This is a genomic window from Actinomyces sp. ZJ308, from assembly GCF_011752065.1.
GTDB lineage: Bacteria > Actinomycetota > Actinomycetes > Actinomycetales > Actinomycetaceae > Actinomyces.
Genome location: NZ_JAAIJY010000004.1, coordinates 51,455 through 67,461, shown reverse-complemented (window position 1 = coordinate 67,461; position 16,007 = coordinate 51,455). Strand labels below are relative to the sequence as shown.

The 16,007-nt window shown below is 70.3% G+C and carries 11 protein-coding genes; 10 read left to right on the top strand and 1 reads right to left on the bottom strand.

Annotated elements, in window-relative coordinates; translation table 11 throughout:
• Nucleotides 1-43: 43 nt before the first annotated feature.
• The 10 genes from HCR68_RS03190 to HCR68_RS03145 all read left to right on the top strand — a co-directional run bounded on the left by HCR68_RS03190 (nucleotide 44) and on the right by HCR68_RS03145 (nucleotide 13,440).
• Nucleotides 44-415, top strand: coding sequence for a hypothetical protein (locus HCR68_RS03190; RefSeq protein WP_167146115.1), 372 nt, complete (start codon nucleotides 44-46; stop codon nucleotides 413-415).
• Nucleotides 416-603: 188 nt separating this feature from the next.
• Nucleotides 604-1,836: a methylenetetrahydrofolate reductase gene (locus HCR68_RS03185; RefSeq protein WP_167146113.1), complete on the top strand. Its 1,233-nt coding sequence runs from the start codon at nucleotides 604-606 to the stop codon at nucleotides 1,834-1,836.
• The gene (gene metE, locus HCR68_RS03180) at nucleotides 1,833-4,223 is read left to right on the top strand and encodes a 5-methyltetrahydropteroyltriglutamate--homocysteine S-methyltransferase (protein WP_208320488.1); all 2,391 of its coding nucleotides are present in this window, start codon (nucleotides 1,833-1,835) and stop codon (nucleotides 4,221-4,223) included. Before HCR68_RS03185 ends, metE begins: the two co-directional genes overlap by 4 nt.
• A gap of 102 nt (nucleotides 4,224-4,325) precedes the next feature.
• A complete protein-coding gene (gene hisD, locus HCR68_RS03175) occupies nucleotides 4,326-5,666 on the top strand; it encodes a histidinol dehydrogenase (RefSeq protein ID WP_167146112.1) in 1,341 nt (446 codons plus the stop codon).
• A gap of 397 nt (nucleotides 5,667-6,063) precedes the next feature.
• Nucleotides 6,064-6,312, top strand: coding sequence for a hypothetical protein (locus HCR68_RS03170; protein ID WP_243858905.1), 249 nt, complete (start codon nucleotides 6,064-6,066; stop codon nucleotides 6,310-6,312).
• Between the two features lie 20 nt (nucleotides 6,313-6,332).
• A complete protein-coding gene (locus HCR68_RS03165; RefSeq protein WP_243858904.1) occupies nucleotides 6,333-7,880 on the top strand; it encodes a glycosyltransferase family 2 protein in 1,548 nt (515 codons plus the stop codon).
• Nucleotides 7,877-8,590, top strand: coding sequence for a hypothetical protein (locus HCR68_RS03160; RefSeq protein ID WP_167146108.1), 714 nt, complete (start codon nucleotides 7,877-7,879; stop codon nucleotides 8,588-8,590). Before HCR68_RS03165 ends, HCR68_RS03160 begins: the two co-directional genes overlap by 4 nt.
• Before the next feature lie 101 nt (nucleotides 8,591-8,691).
• Entirely contained in the window at nucleotides 8,692-9,894 is a 1,203-nt protein-coding gene (wecB, locus tag HCR68_RS03155; RefSeq protein WP_167146106.1) for a UDP-N-acetylglucosamine 2-epimerase (non-hydrolyzing), read from the top strand.
• The gene (locus tag HCR68_RS03150; protein ID WP_167146104.1) at nucleotides 9,891-11,849 is read left to right on the top strand and encodes a polysaccharide deacetylase family protein; all 1,959 of its coding nucleotides are present in this window, start codon (nucleotides 9,891-9,893) and stop codon (nucleotides 11,847-11,849) included. Before wecB ends, HCR68_RS03150 begins: the two co-directional genes overlap by 4 nt.
• A 94-nt stretch (nucleotides 11,850-11,943) precedes the next feature.
• Entirely contained in the window at nucleotides 11,944-13,440 is a 1,497-nt protein-coding gene (locus HCR68_RS03145) for a Tat pathway signal sequence (protein ID WP_167146102.1), read from the top strand.
• Nucleotides 13,441-13,507: 67 nt separating this feature from the next.
• Here the strand turns inward: HCR68_RS03145 and HCR68_RS03140 are convergent, their stop codons facing one another.
• Nucleotides 13,508-15,820, bottom strand: coding sequence for a DEAD/DEAH box helicase (locus HCR68_RS03140; protein WP_167146100.1), 2,313 nt, complete (start codon nucleotides 15,818-15,820; stop codon nucleotides 13,508-13,510).
• Between the last annotated feature and the right edge of the window lie 187 nt (nucleotides 15,821-16,007).

Below are 16,007 nucleotides of genomic sequence, written 5' to 3'. Positions count from 1 at the left end.
CATGATCTTGTGAGCAGTCCCGGACATCCCGGATCATCATTCTGTGTCACAGCAGCTCGCCATCACCGTCGGTGACCGCTTCCCCGTGGGGGAGAGGATGCACCGACTCACCCCGAGGCTGGCCCAGTCCACCATCGCAGCACGCTCCGTCCTTATCGACGTCGCTCAGCACCGAGAGGTCATCACCTACGGCGAGCTCAGCGACTCGATCGGACGGGGCGTGCTGCCGCGTCATATGGGTCCCCTGCTCTGCATGATCAGCCACGACTGCCGGGCCCGCGGCGAGCCGAGCCTGGCGGCCCTCGTGGTGTCCGCGGCCACCGGCGAGGTCGGCACCGAGGATGAGAGCTGGGCGCCGCCTGAGCGACTCGCCTGTTGGGCGAGATGGTCGGGAGGAGCGCCCAAGGTGTACTGACCGGGGCGCACGACGCGGTACAGGCTTGCTGACTGAGCGGAAGATTCTCGCTATCTGGGACGCCGCCGGGGCCGGGGTGCGGCCATGGTTTGATACGCTCGACCATCCAGAGCGGCCGAGAGACCTGGTTCGACGACGCCGCAGCAACCCGGTGCGCGGGTGCTTCAGCCAGGATCGATGGAGACGACGTGATAGACAATGAGTCCACTGAGCCCACCGAGTCCACTGCCGGAGTCGGGAGCCGCGGCGATGACTCAAGCAGTGGTGGGCCGGCAGCGGCACGGTCACCGAAACGGGCGCTGCCCACCGTCAGTCTGGAGCTCTTCCCCCCACGTCCGGGCAAGGCCGCCTCGGCCACCTGGGGGCGGATCGACAGGCTCCTGGCCACCGGCCCCGACTTCGTCTCGGTGACCTACCGTCCCACCTTCGTGACCGAGCCTGCCTCGGCAGCCGGTACGCGGGTGCGTGGAGCGGATCTTCCGGATCCGGTGGACGGTCGGTGCGACGACGCGCCTCGTGTGCGCGTCGTCCGGGAGGAGACCAACCCGTCCGAGTGCGTGCTCGCCCACGTGCTCGAGTCCAGCACCATCCCCCTCATGGCGCACCTGACCTGCATCGGCTACCGCAAGCAGGAGGCCGTCGACATCGTCACCCGCTTCCTGCGCATGGGCGTGCGACGCTTCCTGGCACTGCGCGGTGACCCCCCAGCCGGTACCCGGGCCGACGACGTCGCCGGGGAGCTGCGCCACGCCGACGACCTCGTCCGGGTCATCCGGGAGGTCGAGGCCGACTTCTTCGGTGACGGCCGGCGCCATGTCACCATCGCCGTGGCCGCCTACCCGGCCACCAGCGACCACATCGAGGCCATCGAGGTCCTGGCCGCCAAGCAGGCCGCCGGCGCCGACCTGGCCATCACCCAGGTGTTCTACGACCCGGCCGACTACGTGGCCCTGACCAACGCCGCCTCCTACGCGGGGGTGAGCATCCCGATCCTGCCCGGGGTCATTCCTCTGACCGACCTGCGCCGGCTCACCCGCCTTGAGGCGCTCACCGGGGTCAAGGTTCCTCAGGGTCTGCGGTCCTCACTGGGCTCTGCCAGCGGCGCCACCCTCGTGGAGCGCGGTATTGGCGCCACGCTCGACCTGGCCACGGCGCTGCTGCGTGCCGGGGCGCCCGGACTGCACCTGTACACCTTCAACCGGACCCGTCCGGCCCTCGATGTCATCAGCCACCTGCGTCTGGGTGGCATCCTGGCCGGGGCCGCCCCTGACCGGGAGGTGCGCGACGCCGTCGACCGCGGCTACCTCCAGGCCACCCCCGGCCGGGGCCCCTCCTTCCTGCGCTGCGGCTCCTCGGGCTCAGCAGCCTCTTCCCGTCACCCCGTCCAGCCCCACACCACCATCACCAAGGAGAACGCATGAGCGCCACCCCTGAGCCGGACACCACCGTCTCGCCGGCGGAGATCGCCGTGACCGAGTCGCAGGTCCCCTCGGCCCCTCTTCCGGGAGCCACCATTCTGGGCTACCCCCGCATCGGCAGGGACCGCGAGCTCAAACGCGCTGTCGAGTCCTTCTGGAAGGGGAACCTGAGCGTTGACGAGCTCGGGCACGCCGCCGCCGAGCTGCGCGGCGCCACCCGCTCGCGCCTGACGGACCTGGGCCTGACTCAGCCCGCCTCGGTGCCAGCTGACTTCACCCTTTACGACCAGGTGCTCCAGGTGACCGCCACCCTGGGCGCCGCCCCCGCCCGCTTCCGTGACCTGCTGGACGCCGACGGCGCCCTGGACGTCGAGGGCTACTTCACGCTGGCTCGTGGCGAGGGGGCCCGCCCCGCCCTGGAGATGACCAAGTGGCTCGACTCCAACTACCACTACCTGGTTCCCGAGATCGATGCCTCCACCCCCATCGGATACGTCGACACCGCCATCGCCGACCAGGTCCGTGAGGCCAAGGACGCCGGCGTCGAGGTGCGCCCCGTCGTCGTGGGACCGGTGAGCTACCTGCTCATGGCCAAGCCCTCCGACGAGGCGGCCGAGGACTTCCACCCCCTGGACCGGCTCGGCGACGTCCTGCACGCCTACGGCCACCTGCTCATGGACCTGCAGAGGGCCGGTGCCACCTGGGTCCAGCTCGATGAGCCCGCCCTGGTCTCCGACTCCTGGAGCGTTGATCGCGGGCGCATCCTCGATGCCGTGCGCGACGCCTACACCTGGCTCGGCGCCATCGTGGAGCGTCCCCAGATCCTCGTGGCCGGAACCTACGGCTCCCTGGGTGACGCGCTGCCCGTGCTCGGGGCCACCCCGATCGAGGCCGTGGGCCTCGACCTCGTTGCCGGCGACCTGCCCGAGGCCGGTGACCTGGCCGCCCTCGAGGGCAAGGCCGTCGTCGCCGGCGTCGTCTCGGGACGCAACATCTGGCGCACCGACCTGGACGCGGCACTGACGACGCTCGAGCAGCTGCGCGAGCGCCTTCCCGAGGGCGCCCCGATCACCGTGGCCACCTCGACCTCCCTTCAGCACGTGCCTCACGACGTCGAGCGCGAGACCTCCATCGATGCGCAGATCCGTTCCTGGCTCGCCTTCGCCGACCAGAAGGTCGGCGAGGTCATCACTCTGGCCAAGGGACTGGCCGAGGGGCGCGACGCCATCGGTGCAGAGCTCGCCCAGGACACCGACCTGCGCCACCAGCGCGCCGCCCACCCGGGTGTGCACCGTGACGAGGTGCGCGCCGCCGTCGACGCCGTCACCGACGCCGACCGCACCCGCGCCCCCTACGTCGAGCGCAAGGCCGCCCAGGACGAGCGCCTCGGCCTGCCCGAGCTGCCCACCACCACCATCGGCTCCTTCCCGCAGACCGCCGAGATCCGCAAGGCCCGGGCCGCCTGGCGCAAGGGCGAGATCGACGACGCAGCCTACGACGCCGCCATGCGCGCCGAGATCGCCAGCGTCGTCGCCCTCCAGGAGCGCCTCGGACTGGACGTGCTGGTGCACGGCGAGGCCGAGCGCAACGACATGGTGCAGTACTTCGCCGAGCTTCTCGACGGATTCGTGACCACCGAGCACGGCTGGGTCCAGTCCTACGGCTCGCGCTGCACCCGTCCCTCGATCCTGTGGGGCGACGTCGCCCGTCCCGAGCCCATGACGGTGGCCTGGTCGGCCTACGCCCAGTCCTTGACCGACAAGCCCCTCAAGGGCATGCTCACCGGTCCGGTGACGATCATGGCCTGGTCCTTCGTGCGTGACGACGTCCCACGCGCTCAGGTCGCCGACCAGCTGGGCCTGGCTCTGCGCGAGGAGGTCGCAGACCTCGAGGCCGCCGGCATCGGCGTCATCCAGGTCGACGAGCCGGCCATCCGCGAGACCCTGCCGCTGCGTCGCGCCGACCGCCCGGCCTACCTGGAGTGGTCCGTCGGATCCTTCCGCCTGGCCACCGGGGGCGCCGCGCCCGCCACGCAGGTCCACACCCACCTGTGCTACTCGGAGTTCGACGTCGTCATCGACGCGGTCGACCACCTCGACGCCGATGTCACATCGATCGAGGCCTCCCGCTCACGCATGGACATCCTGCCCGCCGTGGCCGAGCACGGCTTCGAGCGCCAGCTCGGCCCGGGCGTGTGGGACATCCACTCCCCGCGCGTTCCCAGCCAGGCCGAGTGCACCGAGCTGCTCCAGCGGGCCGTGGACGCCCTGGGGGCGGAGAAGGTCTGGGTCAACCCCGACTGCGGCCTCAAGACCCGCGCCTACGCCGAGACCGAGGCGAGCCTGACCAGCCTCGTCGGCGCCGCCCGCGCCGTGCGCGAGAACCTGTGATCTGACACAGGGAGCATCTGAGGCGGCCCGAGGCGTGTGAGGCGGCCTGGGAGAGGACATCTCTCCCAGGCCGCCTCGCGCACGGCCGGTAGGCTTGCGGGCATGCTCAACCGCACTGATCTGCGCAGTACCCAACTGTCTCCTCGCCAGCTGGCGCAGGCGCTTCCCCGGGCCACCCTCGACGTGACCACCGCCCAGGACGCGGTGGCCCCGCTGATCGAGGACGTCCGCTCCCGGGGCGCGGCCGCCCTGCGCGACGCCGCCGAGCGCTTCGACGGAGTACGCCCGGCCCATCTGCGCGTACCCGCCCAGGCCATCGCCCGGGCGCTGAGCGACCTGGACCCGGGCGTGCGCGAGGCGCTGGAGCTGTCCATTGCCCACAACCGCGCCGGACACGGCGCCCAGGTGCCCACCGAGTGCACCACGGAGGTGATTCCCGGAGGCACCGTCACCCAGCGCTGGATCCCGGTCCGGCGCGTCGGGCTCTACGTTCCCGGGGGACTGGCCGTCTACCCCTCCAGCGTGGTCATGAACGCGGTGGCCGCCCAGGTGGCCGGCGTCGAGCAGATCGCCCTGGCCAGCCCGCCCCAGGCCGAGTTCGCCGGACTGCCCCACCCCACGATCCTGGCGGCGTGCGCGCTGCTGGGGCTGACCGAGGTCTACGCCGTCGGCGGTGCCCAGGCGATCGCGATGCTCGCCTACGGCGCCGACGCCCAGAACGACACCGACCGTGCCGATGCCGGGGGAGAGGTCCTGTGCCAGGGCGTCGACGTCATCACCGGCCCCGGCAACGTCTACGTGGCCGCGGCCAAGCGCGCCGTCATGGGTGCGGTCGGCATCGACGCCGAGGCCGGCCCCACCGAGATCGCCGTCCTGGCTGATGCCGGCGCCAACCCCGAGTACGTGGCCGCCGACCTGCTCTCCCAGGCGGAGCACGATCCCAACGCGGGCAGCGTCCTCATCACCGACTCCCCGCAGCTGGCCGATGCCGTCGACGTCGCGCTCGAGCGCAGGCTCAGCGCGACCCGGCACCGGGAGCGGGCCGGCGCCGCCCTGAGCGGTCCGCAGTCGGGGACCGTCCTGGTGCGTGACCTCGAGCAGGCCATCGAGGTGGCCGACGCCTACGCCGCCGAGCACCTGGAGATCCACACCGCCGAGGCCTCCGAGGTCGCCCGTCGGATCCGCAACGCCGGAGCCGTCTTCGTCGGCCCCTACAGCCCGGTGCCCCTGGGGGACTACCTGGCCGGCTCCAACCACGTCCTGCCCACCGGCGGCACCGCCCGGTTCGCCGCCGGGCTGAGCGTCATGGCCTTCCTCAAACCGGTCCAGCTCATCGAGTACGACGCGAGCGCCCTGGAGACCATGACACCGGCCCTCGAGGTCCTGGCGACGTGTGAGGACCTGCCCGCCCACGGGGAGGCGGCCCGTGCCCGGCAGGAGTGAAAAAGACCGCCGAACAGACCCTGTGAGACCAATCTGTTACCTTCCGTGACCTTCTCTCCGCTCCATCAAGGAGGGGGTGCCTCAATCGAGGCACCCCCTCCTTGATGCTTCAATCGTTGAAATAGTGCCACTTGAGGCTCTTGTGAGCCTTCCTCTAACAACCTGTTTTCCGGATAGTTGATTGACACAGTGTTGCGTAGCGTTACTCTATTGTTATATTTGGTTGTGACGCACGGTGTGCCGTGCCCGACGGGCTGAGTTCCCACATCCCGTCACCCCCGGGCACGCCGCACCGAGGCGTTGGTGCCGACTGGCTCTGCTTGCTCTACCTGGTCTTCTGTAGCCGGTGATGCCGGTCGGCGCCGGCCCTACCCCTTGGATCCAGATGGATGGCCTCATGCACTACTCCCCATTCGCGGCCGGAACCGGATTGTTCGTCGTGTGGTACGTCGCTCCGGCAGGCTCCCCTCCCGCTCTCATCGCCCGGTTCCTCATCGACTGCGCCGGACTGGTGTTCGTCGCCATCCTGGCCTTCTTCCTGCTGACCAACCTCTACGGCGCCACACGCGGCCTGCTCCTGGGAGTGCGGCGCACCGGGGGCCGTCATGCGCGACGGCGCGGCGGCACGATGAGCCTGCGGGCGTGATGAGTACGCAGGCCCCGTTCATGCGTACTGATCTCGGTCCCTCAAGCCCTCTGGGAGTCCTCGACCGCATCGGGTGGTGGGGTGCCCTGGTGATGATCGCCATCGCGCTCGTCTACACGCTCTTCATGCTGCTCTCCTCCCGAGGGGCTCCCAAGCACGGTGGGCCCTCCCACCCCGATGCGCCGCTCCTCATCGTGATCCTCATGCCCTGCCTCAACGAGGCCGAGGTGATCGGTGCCAGCGTCAGACGGCTCACCTCGATCCCGGACCCGGGCCTGCGCATCATGGTCATCGACGACGGGTCCGATGACGACACCGCCCAGGCCGCCGCCCGGGCCGGGGATGAGCGCGTCGAGGTGGTCCGTCGTCAGCCTCCCCGCGCCCGTCTGGGCAAGGGGGAGGCGCTCAACGACGCGCTGTCGATCGTGCGCTCCCGCTGCACCTCGGTGTCCTCCTCCAGAGTCGTCGTGGGGGTAATGGACGCCGACGGCAGGCTCGACCCGCACGCCATCGGTGAGGTCCGCAAGGCCTTCGCCCCCCAGGAGGTCGGCGCCGTCCAGATGGGAGTGCGCATCAACAACCGCTTCGGCTCCCTGCTCGCTCGCATGCAGGACATGGAGTTCGTCATCTTCACCGAGGTCTTCCAACGGGGACGTCGCCGGGTGCGCAGCGTCGGCATGGGCGGCAACGCCCAGTTCGTCCGCCTCAGCGCACTCGACGCCCTGGGCCCCAGGCCCTGGACCCGGTCACTGACCGAGGACTTCGACCTGGGGATCCGGCTCAATGCCACCAGCTGGACCAACGAGTTCTGGCCCTCGGCCAGCGTCCACCAGCAGGGTGTGACCAACATGCGGCGCCTCGTGCGCCAACGCACCCGCTGGTTCCAGGGAAACCTCCAGGCGCTCCACCTTCTGCGCTCCGTCGCCAGGGAGCAGCGCGGCCTGGGGCGCGCCGACACGCTCTGGCAGATCCTCACGCCCTACCTGCTCCTGACCGGATCCCTGCTGACCCTGTCCTTCCTCATCTCCATGGCGACCGCCGGCGTGGCCGCGGTCCTGAGATGGGAGCAGTCCTGGATGTGGCTCGTCGGCGCCTACGTCATCGCCTTCGGGCCCGCGCTCATCTACGCCTGGATCTACTGGCGCATCGAGCGCAGCGAGGGCCTGGGCCTGATCAGGGCCGTGGCCTACTCCCACCTGTTCGTCCTGTACGGACTCCTTCCCAGCCTCTACGGCTGGCGGGCGGTGGCCAGGGAGCTGACCGGACGCACCGGGTGGGCGAAGACCGCCCGGGAGGCGGAGCCGGATCAGGCCGCCCAGGCCCAGCCCTCCCACACCGCTGCGGTCACCGGTCCTGGTGGGCAGGTCCCAGCAGGCTCACCGGTGCCGGGCAACCTGCCCCCTCCGGACGGACGTGCGAGGGAGGCTCCCCTCACGGCTCCTCGGGCCGGGGGAGCGGGCATCCCCATTCCGACCGGTTCCTCACCGAACGACCTGAACGACACCGCCATCATCGGACGCAGCACCCACCGTGCAGCCAGCAACCTGACCAACGAGGAGACGAGATGACAGCCACCAACGCACCTCAGAACGCAGGAGCACTCGACGGATCCGGCCACAGCAGGATCCTGCGCCGCGTACTGCTGGTGGGCTGCGTCCTGGCCATGATCCTAGGAATCACCGTGTACTGCCATGCCAGAGAGACCGAGGCCCAGGGCTGCACGCAGTGGGAGATCATCTTCGACGGCTACGGCGAGGCCTCCTGCTCCGACGGCCTGCTGCGCCTCAAGCCGACGTCGGCCGACTCCCAGGACAAGACCCACGCGGGCCTGGCCAAGTCCACCACGGTCGAGATCGAGGCGGGCAACGTCCAGACCATCCACACCACCATGACCACCGTCAGGCAGCTGCGCGAGGACGGCAACCCCAATGCCTGGGAGGTCGCCTGGCTCCTGTGGAACTACTCCGACAACAACCACTTCTACGCCCTGGCCCTCAAGCCCAACGGCTGGGAGGTCTCCAAGCAGGACACCGCCTACGAGGGGGCCCAGCGATTCCTCGCCTCCGGCAACTCACCCGTCTACCCGGCCGGGACGAGCCACGACGTCACCGTCAAGATCGACACCACCAACCCGGCAACGGTCTCCTTCGTCATCACCGTGGACGGAAAGGAGCTCGGAACCGTCACCGACTCCGAGTCCCCCTACAGGTCCGGTGCCGTGGCGGCCTACTGCGAGGACTCCGACGTCACCTTCACCCCGATCACCGAGGACGAGTGAGACCGGTTCGCGGCGGCCGCCCACCCGGCCGCAGGGCAGTGCCAACCGCAGCCAACCGCAGCCACCCGCCCCGTTCCCGACACACCTGAGCAGGAGAACCCATGACAACGAATTCCACGCCAACGGGCGACCCCCTGCGGATCATGCTCGTTTACGGCACCCGCCCGGAGGCGATCAAGCTCGCCCCCGTGGTGGCCGCCATGCGCGACGACGAGCGCTTCACCCCGATCGTCGTCGTCACGGGACAGCACCGCGAGATGCTCGACCAGGTCCACGAGTTCTTCGGCATCGTGCCCGACGACGACCTCGACATCCACTCTCCGGGACAGACCCTCACCCAGATCACCAACCGCTCCCTTCAAGGGGTGGGTCGGGCGATCGAGGCCCACCGGCCCGACGCCGTCGTGGTCCAGGGCGACACCACCTCCGCCTTCGCCGCCGCGCTCGCAGCCTTCTACCACGAGGTGCCGGTCCTCCATGTCGAGGCCGGCCTGCGCACCGGCGACATCTCCTCGCCCTTCCCCGAGGAGGCCAACCGTCGGCTCATCAGCCAGGTGACCACCCTGCACCTGTGTCCCACCACCACCAGCCGGGACAACCTGCTGCGCGAGAGTACGGACCCGCAGACCGTTCGCGTGACGGGCAACACGGTCATCGACGCCCTCCTGGTCGCCGTCGACCGACGGGTTCCGCCACCGGACGAGGACCTGGCGGCGGCGCTGGCGGACACCACCCGGAGGGTCGTGCTCGTCACCGCCCACCGCCGTGAGTCCTGGGGCGAGCCGATGCGCTCGATCGGACGCTCCGTCGCCCGTCTGGCCGGCCAGCACCCAGAGGTGCTCTTCGTCCTGCCGGTCCACCGCAACCCCAGGGTCCGTGGGGACCTCCTGCCGCAGATCGAGGGCCACGGCAACATCCTGTGGTGCGACCCGCTGGAGTACGGCGCCTTCTGCGCGCTCATCGACCGCTGCGACGTCGTCCTGACCGACTCCGGGGGCGTCCAGGAGGAGGCCCCCGCACTGTCCAAGCCGGTTCTGGTCATGCGTGACAACACCGAGCGTCCCGAGGCCGTCGCCTTCGGGGTCGCCGAGCTGGTCGGGACCGATGAGGACCGCATCGTGGAGAGGGTCTCCACCCTGCTGACCGATGAGGCCGCCTACACGGCCATGGCCCAGGCCGCCAACCCCTACGGCGACGGACACGCCTGCAAGCGCATCCTGGCCGCCACCGCCGCCCTGTTCGGGCGAGGTGTTCCCCTTCCCGAGTTCGAGCCCGTTCCCACCTCATCCAAGGAGAGCTCATGATCACTCCGAGTATCCTGTCCGCCCGACGACGTCGCTGCGTTCTGGCCGCCATCGCGGTGTGCCTGGGCAGCTCCGTCGCCTCCGTCGGTCCCGCCCAGGCCACGCCCCAGGCGGCCGCCCCCCAGGCGCCGGTCGCGGTCCAGGCCGCAGCCGCCCAGGACAAGGGCGTCAACCCGGCCAACGACGCCGACCCGGCCAAGACGCCCCTTCCGGCTCCGCCCGAGCCCGCCGCCGCGGCCAAGAAGGAGCTGCCCCTCAAGGGCGACAACCAGGCCGACGTCGACCTGAACCGGCCCGCGCCCGCGGCCGGCCAGGTCCAGCTGCGAGACCTGACTCAGAACGCCCCGGAGGTGCCGGCCGGCGCCGTCAGCTTCTCCAACCAGGACGCAGGACCGGCCTCGACCCTGGTCCTGTTCGACACGACCGGCGACTACGCCAAGCTGGGGGAGTACTACGCCCTGAGCATGGGCACCCTTGCCAGCCACTCCGGAGCCGTGACCACCCTTCCCGTCAAGGACTACGTGGCCGGGCTGGCCGGCCGCTTCACCAACGTCGTCTACGTCGGCTCCACCTACGACGAGCCCCTGCCGCGGGCCTTCATCGACGACGCCCTCACCGGCAACATCCCGGTCATGTGGTCCGGCTTCAACATCTGGCAGCTGACCAAGACCGACGCCGACCGTGCCGCCTTCACCCAGCGCTACGGCTGGGACCCCGCCACCTCCTACATCGACTCCACCGACCGGGTGACCAAGATCAGCTACAACGGCGCCTCCCTGAAGCGCAACGAGCTCAACACCGGCGGCATCATCGCCCCGCACATCACCCGTGAGCAGGACGTCAAGGTCCTGGGGCGAGCCGAGTGCTCCAAGCCCGACGGCGCCGCCACCGCCTGCGCCTCCGTCGCCCAGTCCGGCACCAGCTCCTTCCCCTGGGCCGTCAGCTCCTCCGGACTGACCTTCATCGGGGAGGTCCCTCTGACCTACCTCGGTGAGCAGGACCGGTACATCGCCGCCGCCGACATCCTCCTGGACGTCCTCCAGCCCAACGCCCAGCAGTACCGCCAGGCCGCCGTGCGCCTGGAGGACATCACCCCGGACAGCGACCCCGAGGAGCTGCAGGCGATCGTCGACTATCTCCACAGCGAGAACGTGCCCTTCCAGATGGCGGTCGTGCCGATCTACACCGACCCCAAGGGCACTGAGAACAACGGTGTCCCCAAGGAGATGACCCTTGAGGACTCCCCGGAGCTGGTGGCCGTTCTTCAGGACGCCGTCAACAAGGGTGGAACGATCGTCCAGCACGGCACCACCCACCAGTTCGGCACCCTGGACAACCCCTACAACGGCGTCTCGGCGGACGACTTCGAGTTCATCCGCTCATGGTGCTCGGCCACCAACGACACGAAGGCACCGGCCATCGACTGCCAGGACAACTCCTTCGTCCAGATCGGCGGCACGCTGCCGGACACCTCCAGGCAGTGGGCCTCCGAACGCGTTGATCAGGGCCGCCGGATCTTCGGCGAGGTCGGGCTGCCCACGCCCGAGATCTTCGAGACCCCGCACTACTCGGCCACCCGCGAGGCCTACGAGGGCATCGGCGAGCACTACCCGGTGCGCTACGAGCGCGAGCTGCTCTACGCCGGCCTGCTCACCAGCACCCAGGCGGGTCCGCACGACTACTACGGCCAGTTCTTCCCGTACGCGGTCAACGACCCCTACGGGACGCACGTCCTGCCGGAGAACCTGGGCAACTTCGAGCCCAACGAGATCAACCAGCACCCGCCGCGCCTGGCCCAGGAGGTCGTCGATGCTGCCAAACTCAACCTCGTCAACACCCACGCCACCGCCAGCTTCTTCTTCCACCCCTACTACCCGCTGTCGGAGCTGAAGAAGATCGTCGCCGGTATCAAGGCCGAGGGATACACCTTCGTCCCGGCCTCGGAGCTGAAGTGACGACGGCACTGGACGTGGCAACGAACCACACCGGATCCACCGCAGTGGAACCGTTCGGTCGGAAGACCTCTCAAGAGACGGGAATAATGGTTCCATGACTCTTGAGACCAGCCGCAGAAGGGCACTGGCGCTCCTGGGCGCCGGGGTTCTGGGAACGTCAGTGTCCTCCTGTGGTCACGGACATGTGGCCACCCCGCCGGCCATGGGCGACGGGGCGACCACTCACTTGAGCCTCCACGTCAGCGATGCGCAGGGCAGTGCCCTCGACCTCGAGGCACTGCGACGCATCCAGTCCAACGGCAAGGGCGAGGCCGGCTACGACGACGCCCTGCTGGACGCCAAGACCCTGGAGGTCATCGCCGTCGGCCCCCTCTACCAGGACGAGGGCGGCGCCATCGGCATCGACGTGCCCACCGGGCGCGCCTGCACGCTGACCATGTCGTGGCCCACCAGCCACGGGTACTCGGCTCTCATGGCGGACCTGCCCGCCTCCGGTGAGCACGACCTGCTGGAGCTGGCGGCCAGAACCCTCCATGAGCGGCAGGCCGAGCGCTACCAGCAGGCCACCGCGCAGGGCCTCAAGGGCGCCGACGAGGCGGTACCGCTGCGGGACTCCGCCCAGCAGTCCCTGGATGCCTGCGCCACGGCCCAGTCCTGGGCCGACAGAGGCCGCCTGGCCAACTCGGCCCTGGAGTCCACCGCCGGGGCCCAGCTCGCCCTGGACCGGGCGATGGTGGCCCAGGCCCCCCAGGACGCCATCATCGGAGTGACCTTCACCCGGGTTCCCACGGCCGCCGAGATCACCGCGGCCCTGGCCCCCAGTGGACCAGGAGGTGGAAAGCGGAAGGTATCGGCCCGCCTCGTCATCGGCAACCCCGGCGACGCCCAGGAGATGGCCGGCTGGCGCGCCGCAGTGGACGTCCTGCATGCGCAGGGCGGTCTGGCCCTGGTCCAGATCTGCGACTCCCACGACATGGCCGCCTTGAGCGACGAGGCCTGGGACACACGGGTGAACACCCTCATCGCGGCGCTTCCCGACGTCGACGCCTGGGAGGTCGGAAACGAGATCGGTGGGGACTGGCTGGGCACCGGCCCGGTGGCCAAGGCACAGCGTGCGGCCCAGGCGGTACGCGAGCGCACCGGCGCCACAACGGTGCTCACGCTCTACTACCAGCTCGGACAGGCGGACCCCGCCTACTCCCTGTTCAGCTACGCGGCCAAGGAGATCACCCAGCCGATCAGGGACCTGGTCGACGTCGTCGGACTGTCCGTCTATCCCCAGCTCCACCCGCTGGGAACGGCTGCGGACCGGGTCCTCAGCGCCCTGGACGCCGCCTTCCCGGCCTCCCGGGTCGCCGTCACCGAGCTGGGGTACGGGGCTGAGGACCTGAACCACGGCCCGTGGTGGTTCGGGTCGGCCTCCGACCCCACGGTGGCCCGCACCGCCGTCGCCGAGCACGTCACCGGCGCCGCACTGGGGCGCTCCGACGCCTGGGGCGCTCCCTTCTGGTGGTACTACCTCGAGGACCAGGTGGGGACCCCTGGCGGCCAGGTGGCTCCGGCACTGGCCGCCGCCTCCACCGGGTTCTAGCGCGCCGGAGCCGGGCGGGTGCCGGAGTCGGTCCGGCCAGCACCCGCCCGGCCCTGCCTCCCTGTCCCTATCTCTGGGCCAGGACGAAGGGGTGAACCGCGGCCGCTCCCGCCTCACGCAGAAGGGCGGCCGCCATCGTGAGCGTCCAGCCGGAGTCGCTCCAGTCGTCCACCAGGACCGCGACGGAACCCCGCAGCTGATCAAGCGCCTGCGCCGACCACGCCTCGAGGGTCAGGCTGCGGGCCACCTCCGCCAGCCGGAACGCCGAGCCCACGTCGTGGTGCGGCGGATCCTGGCCGGCCAGGCCCACGACTCCCAGTGGTCTGGCCCCGAGCCGGGTGGCCACGGCGTGCCCCAACCGGCGGACCAGGTGGGGCCGGGTGCGAGAGTCCACAACGACGACCACGATCCGCCTCTCCTGCGTCTGAGTGCCGGCGTCCCGCTCGTCCTGGATGATCTTGCCGAGCCGGTCCACGGCCTGAAGCACCAAGGGTCTCAGGGGGACCGGGACCTCCCCGTCGGAACCGGAGGCCACCAGCTCGCGCAGAGCGCCCGAGGCCCCCAACCCGTCCAGCCGCCCCACGGCCAACCCGGTTGCCGCCTGCTGCGCGGCGCCGATGCGACCCTTGAGCCGGCCCAGCCCCAGACGCTCCATCCCGGTGGGCCACTGACGGCGAGCCCGCAGCTCGACACCGGCGCGGCCCAGCGCCCGGCGGGCGGCACCGACCTGCTCCTCGCCGGGGACATCGGGCAGAACCAGGCCTCCGCACAGGTCACAGGCCCCGCAGCGCCACCCCCGCTCAAGATGCGGATCATCGAGCGCCGACCTCAGGAAGGCCATCCGACAGGGTGCATCAGCCCCTGAGGAGGCGGCGTCGGCTCCGAGCCGCTCGTAGGCGACCATCGCCTCCTGCTCGGCCCGACGCGCGGCGTCGACCCTCGCGTAGCGCTCAGCATCATAGGACCAGGGCTCGCCGGTGGACTCCCAGCCGCCCCGAACCCGGCGCACGGCGCCGTCGACGTCAAGGACCTTGAGCATGGACTCCAGCCGGGTGCGCCGCAACGAGGTCACCGTCTCCAGCGCCGCCGTCGACATCGGCCCGGACCCCGCGGCCCGCTGGTCCTCCAGGCCCTCCAGGACCGTGCGGACCTGCTCCTCGGGAGGGAAGCCCTGAGAGCCGAACCACTCCCAGATGGCGCGGTCCTGCGATCCCGGCAGCAGGACCACCTCGGCCCGCTCCACGCCGCGACCGGCACGCCCCACCTGCTGGTAGTAGCTCACCGGCGAGGACGGCGCCCCCATATGCACCACGAAGGCCAGGTCCGGCTTGTCGAACCCCATTCCCAGCGCCGAGGTGGCCACCAGCGCCCTGACCCGGTTCGCCTTGAGATCCTCCTCCAGGCGCTCGCGCTCGGCGGCGTCGGTCTGCCCCGTGTAGGCGGCCACCTCCATGCCCGCGGTGCGCAGGTACTCGGCGACCTCCATCGCAGCCGAGACGGTCAGGCAGTAGACGATGCCGCTTCCGCGGGCTCGCCGCAGGTAGGAGGCCAGCCAGGCCAGGCGGGCGGCGGCATCGGGCAGGGCCCTGACCCCCAGGTGGAGGGAGCTGCGCCCCAGGGTGCCGCGCAGCACCAGGACCTGCGATTCGTCCACGCCGGACGCCGTGGGGGAGACTCCCAGCTGCTCGGCAACATCGGCGCTGACCCGGGCGTTGGCGGTCGCCGTCGTCGCCAGGACCGGGGTGCGCGGCGGCAGATCCTCCAGCAGGGTGCGAATGCGCCGGTAGTCCGGACGGAAGTCATGCCCCCAGTCCGAGATGCAGTGGGCCTCGTCAATGACGACCAGCCCGGCCGCCTCGGCCAGGTGCGGCAGCACCTCGTCCCGGAAGACCGGGTTGTTGAGCCGCTCGGGGGAGACGAGCAGGACATCCACCTCTCCGGTGCGCACCTGGGACTCGATCTCCTCCCACTGGGTGACGTTGGCCGAGTTCATCGTCACGGCCCGGATCCCGGCGCGCTCGGCGGCGGCCACCTGGTCGCGCATGAGGGCCAGCAGCGGCGAGATGATGACGCTCGCGCCGACGCCCCCGGTCCGGTCGCGCGCGCCGGGGGAGGGCGTCGGCGCGCCGGGGCGCCAGTCTCCCCAGCCCTCACGCAGCAGCACCGTGGCCACGAAGTACACCGCCGACTTGCCCCAGCCCGTGCGCTGGACCACCAGGGCCCGACGGTGGGCGACGACAAGCGCCTCGATCGCCCGCCACTGGTCCTCGCGCAGGCGGGCCTCCGGGCGGCCGACGAGCTCGCGCAGGACGGCCTCGGCACGCTCACGAACAGGGCGGACGGCACCTTGAGAACCCGATGTCATGGTCGTCGTAGACATGCTGCAACGCTAACCCCGGCGACTGAGCCTCACCGAGTTTCACCGGCTTCCGGTGACTTCCGGTGACTTCCACTGACTTCCACGGACGTGCCCGTGCATCCGCGGACATCGATACCGGATCCGGCACCGGCGAGGTCGGACACCGTCGTGAAGAATGACCTACATCATACAGGTACCAGCAGATAGT

Excerpts from the sequence above, each read along its gene's own strand:
- metE (WP_208320488.1), top strand. The coding sequence starts at position 1,833 with ATGAGCGCCACCCCTGAGCCGGACACCACCGTCTCGCCGGCGGAGATC.
- hisD (WP_167146112.1), top strand. The coding sequence starts at position 4,326 with ATGCTCAACCGCACTGATCTGCGCAGTACCCAACTGTCTCCTCGCCAG.
- HCR68_RS03170 (WP_243858905.1), top strand. The coding sequence starts at position 6,064 with ATGCACTACTCCCCATTCGCGGCCGGAACCGGATTGTTCGTCGTGTGG.
- HCR68_RS03165 (WP_243858904.1), top strand. The coding sequence starts at position 6,333 with ATGCGTACTGATCTCGGTCCCTCAAGCCCTCTGGGAGTCCTCGACCGC.
- HCR68_RS03160 (WP_167146108.1), top strand. The coding sequence starts at position 7,877 with ATGACAGCCACCAACGCACCTCAGAACGCAGGAGCACTCGACGGATCC.
- wecB (WP_167146106.1), top strand. The coding sequence starts at position 8,692 with ATGACAACGAATTCCACGCCAACGGGCGACCCCCTGCGGATCATGCTC.
- HCR68_RS03150 (WP_167146104.1), top strand. The coding sequence starts at position 9,891 with ATGATCACTCCGAGTATCCTGTCCGCCCGACGACGTCGCTGCGTTCTG.
- HCR68_RS03145 (WP_167146102.1), top strand. The coding sequence starts at position 11,944 with ATGACTCTTGAGACCAGCCGCAGAAGGGCACTGGCGCTCCTGGGCGCC.
- HCR68_RS03140 (WP_167146100.1), bottom strand. The coding sequence starts at position 15,820 with ATGTCTACGACGACCATGACATCGGGTTCTCAAGGTGCCGTCCGCCCT.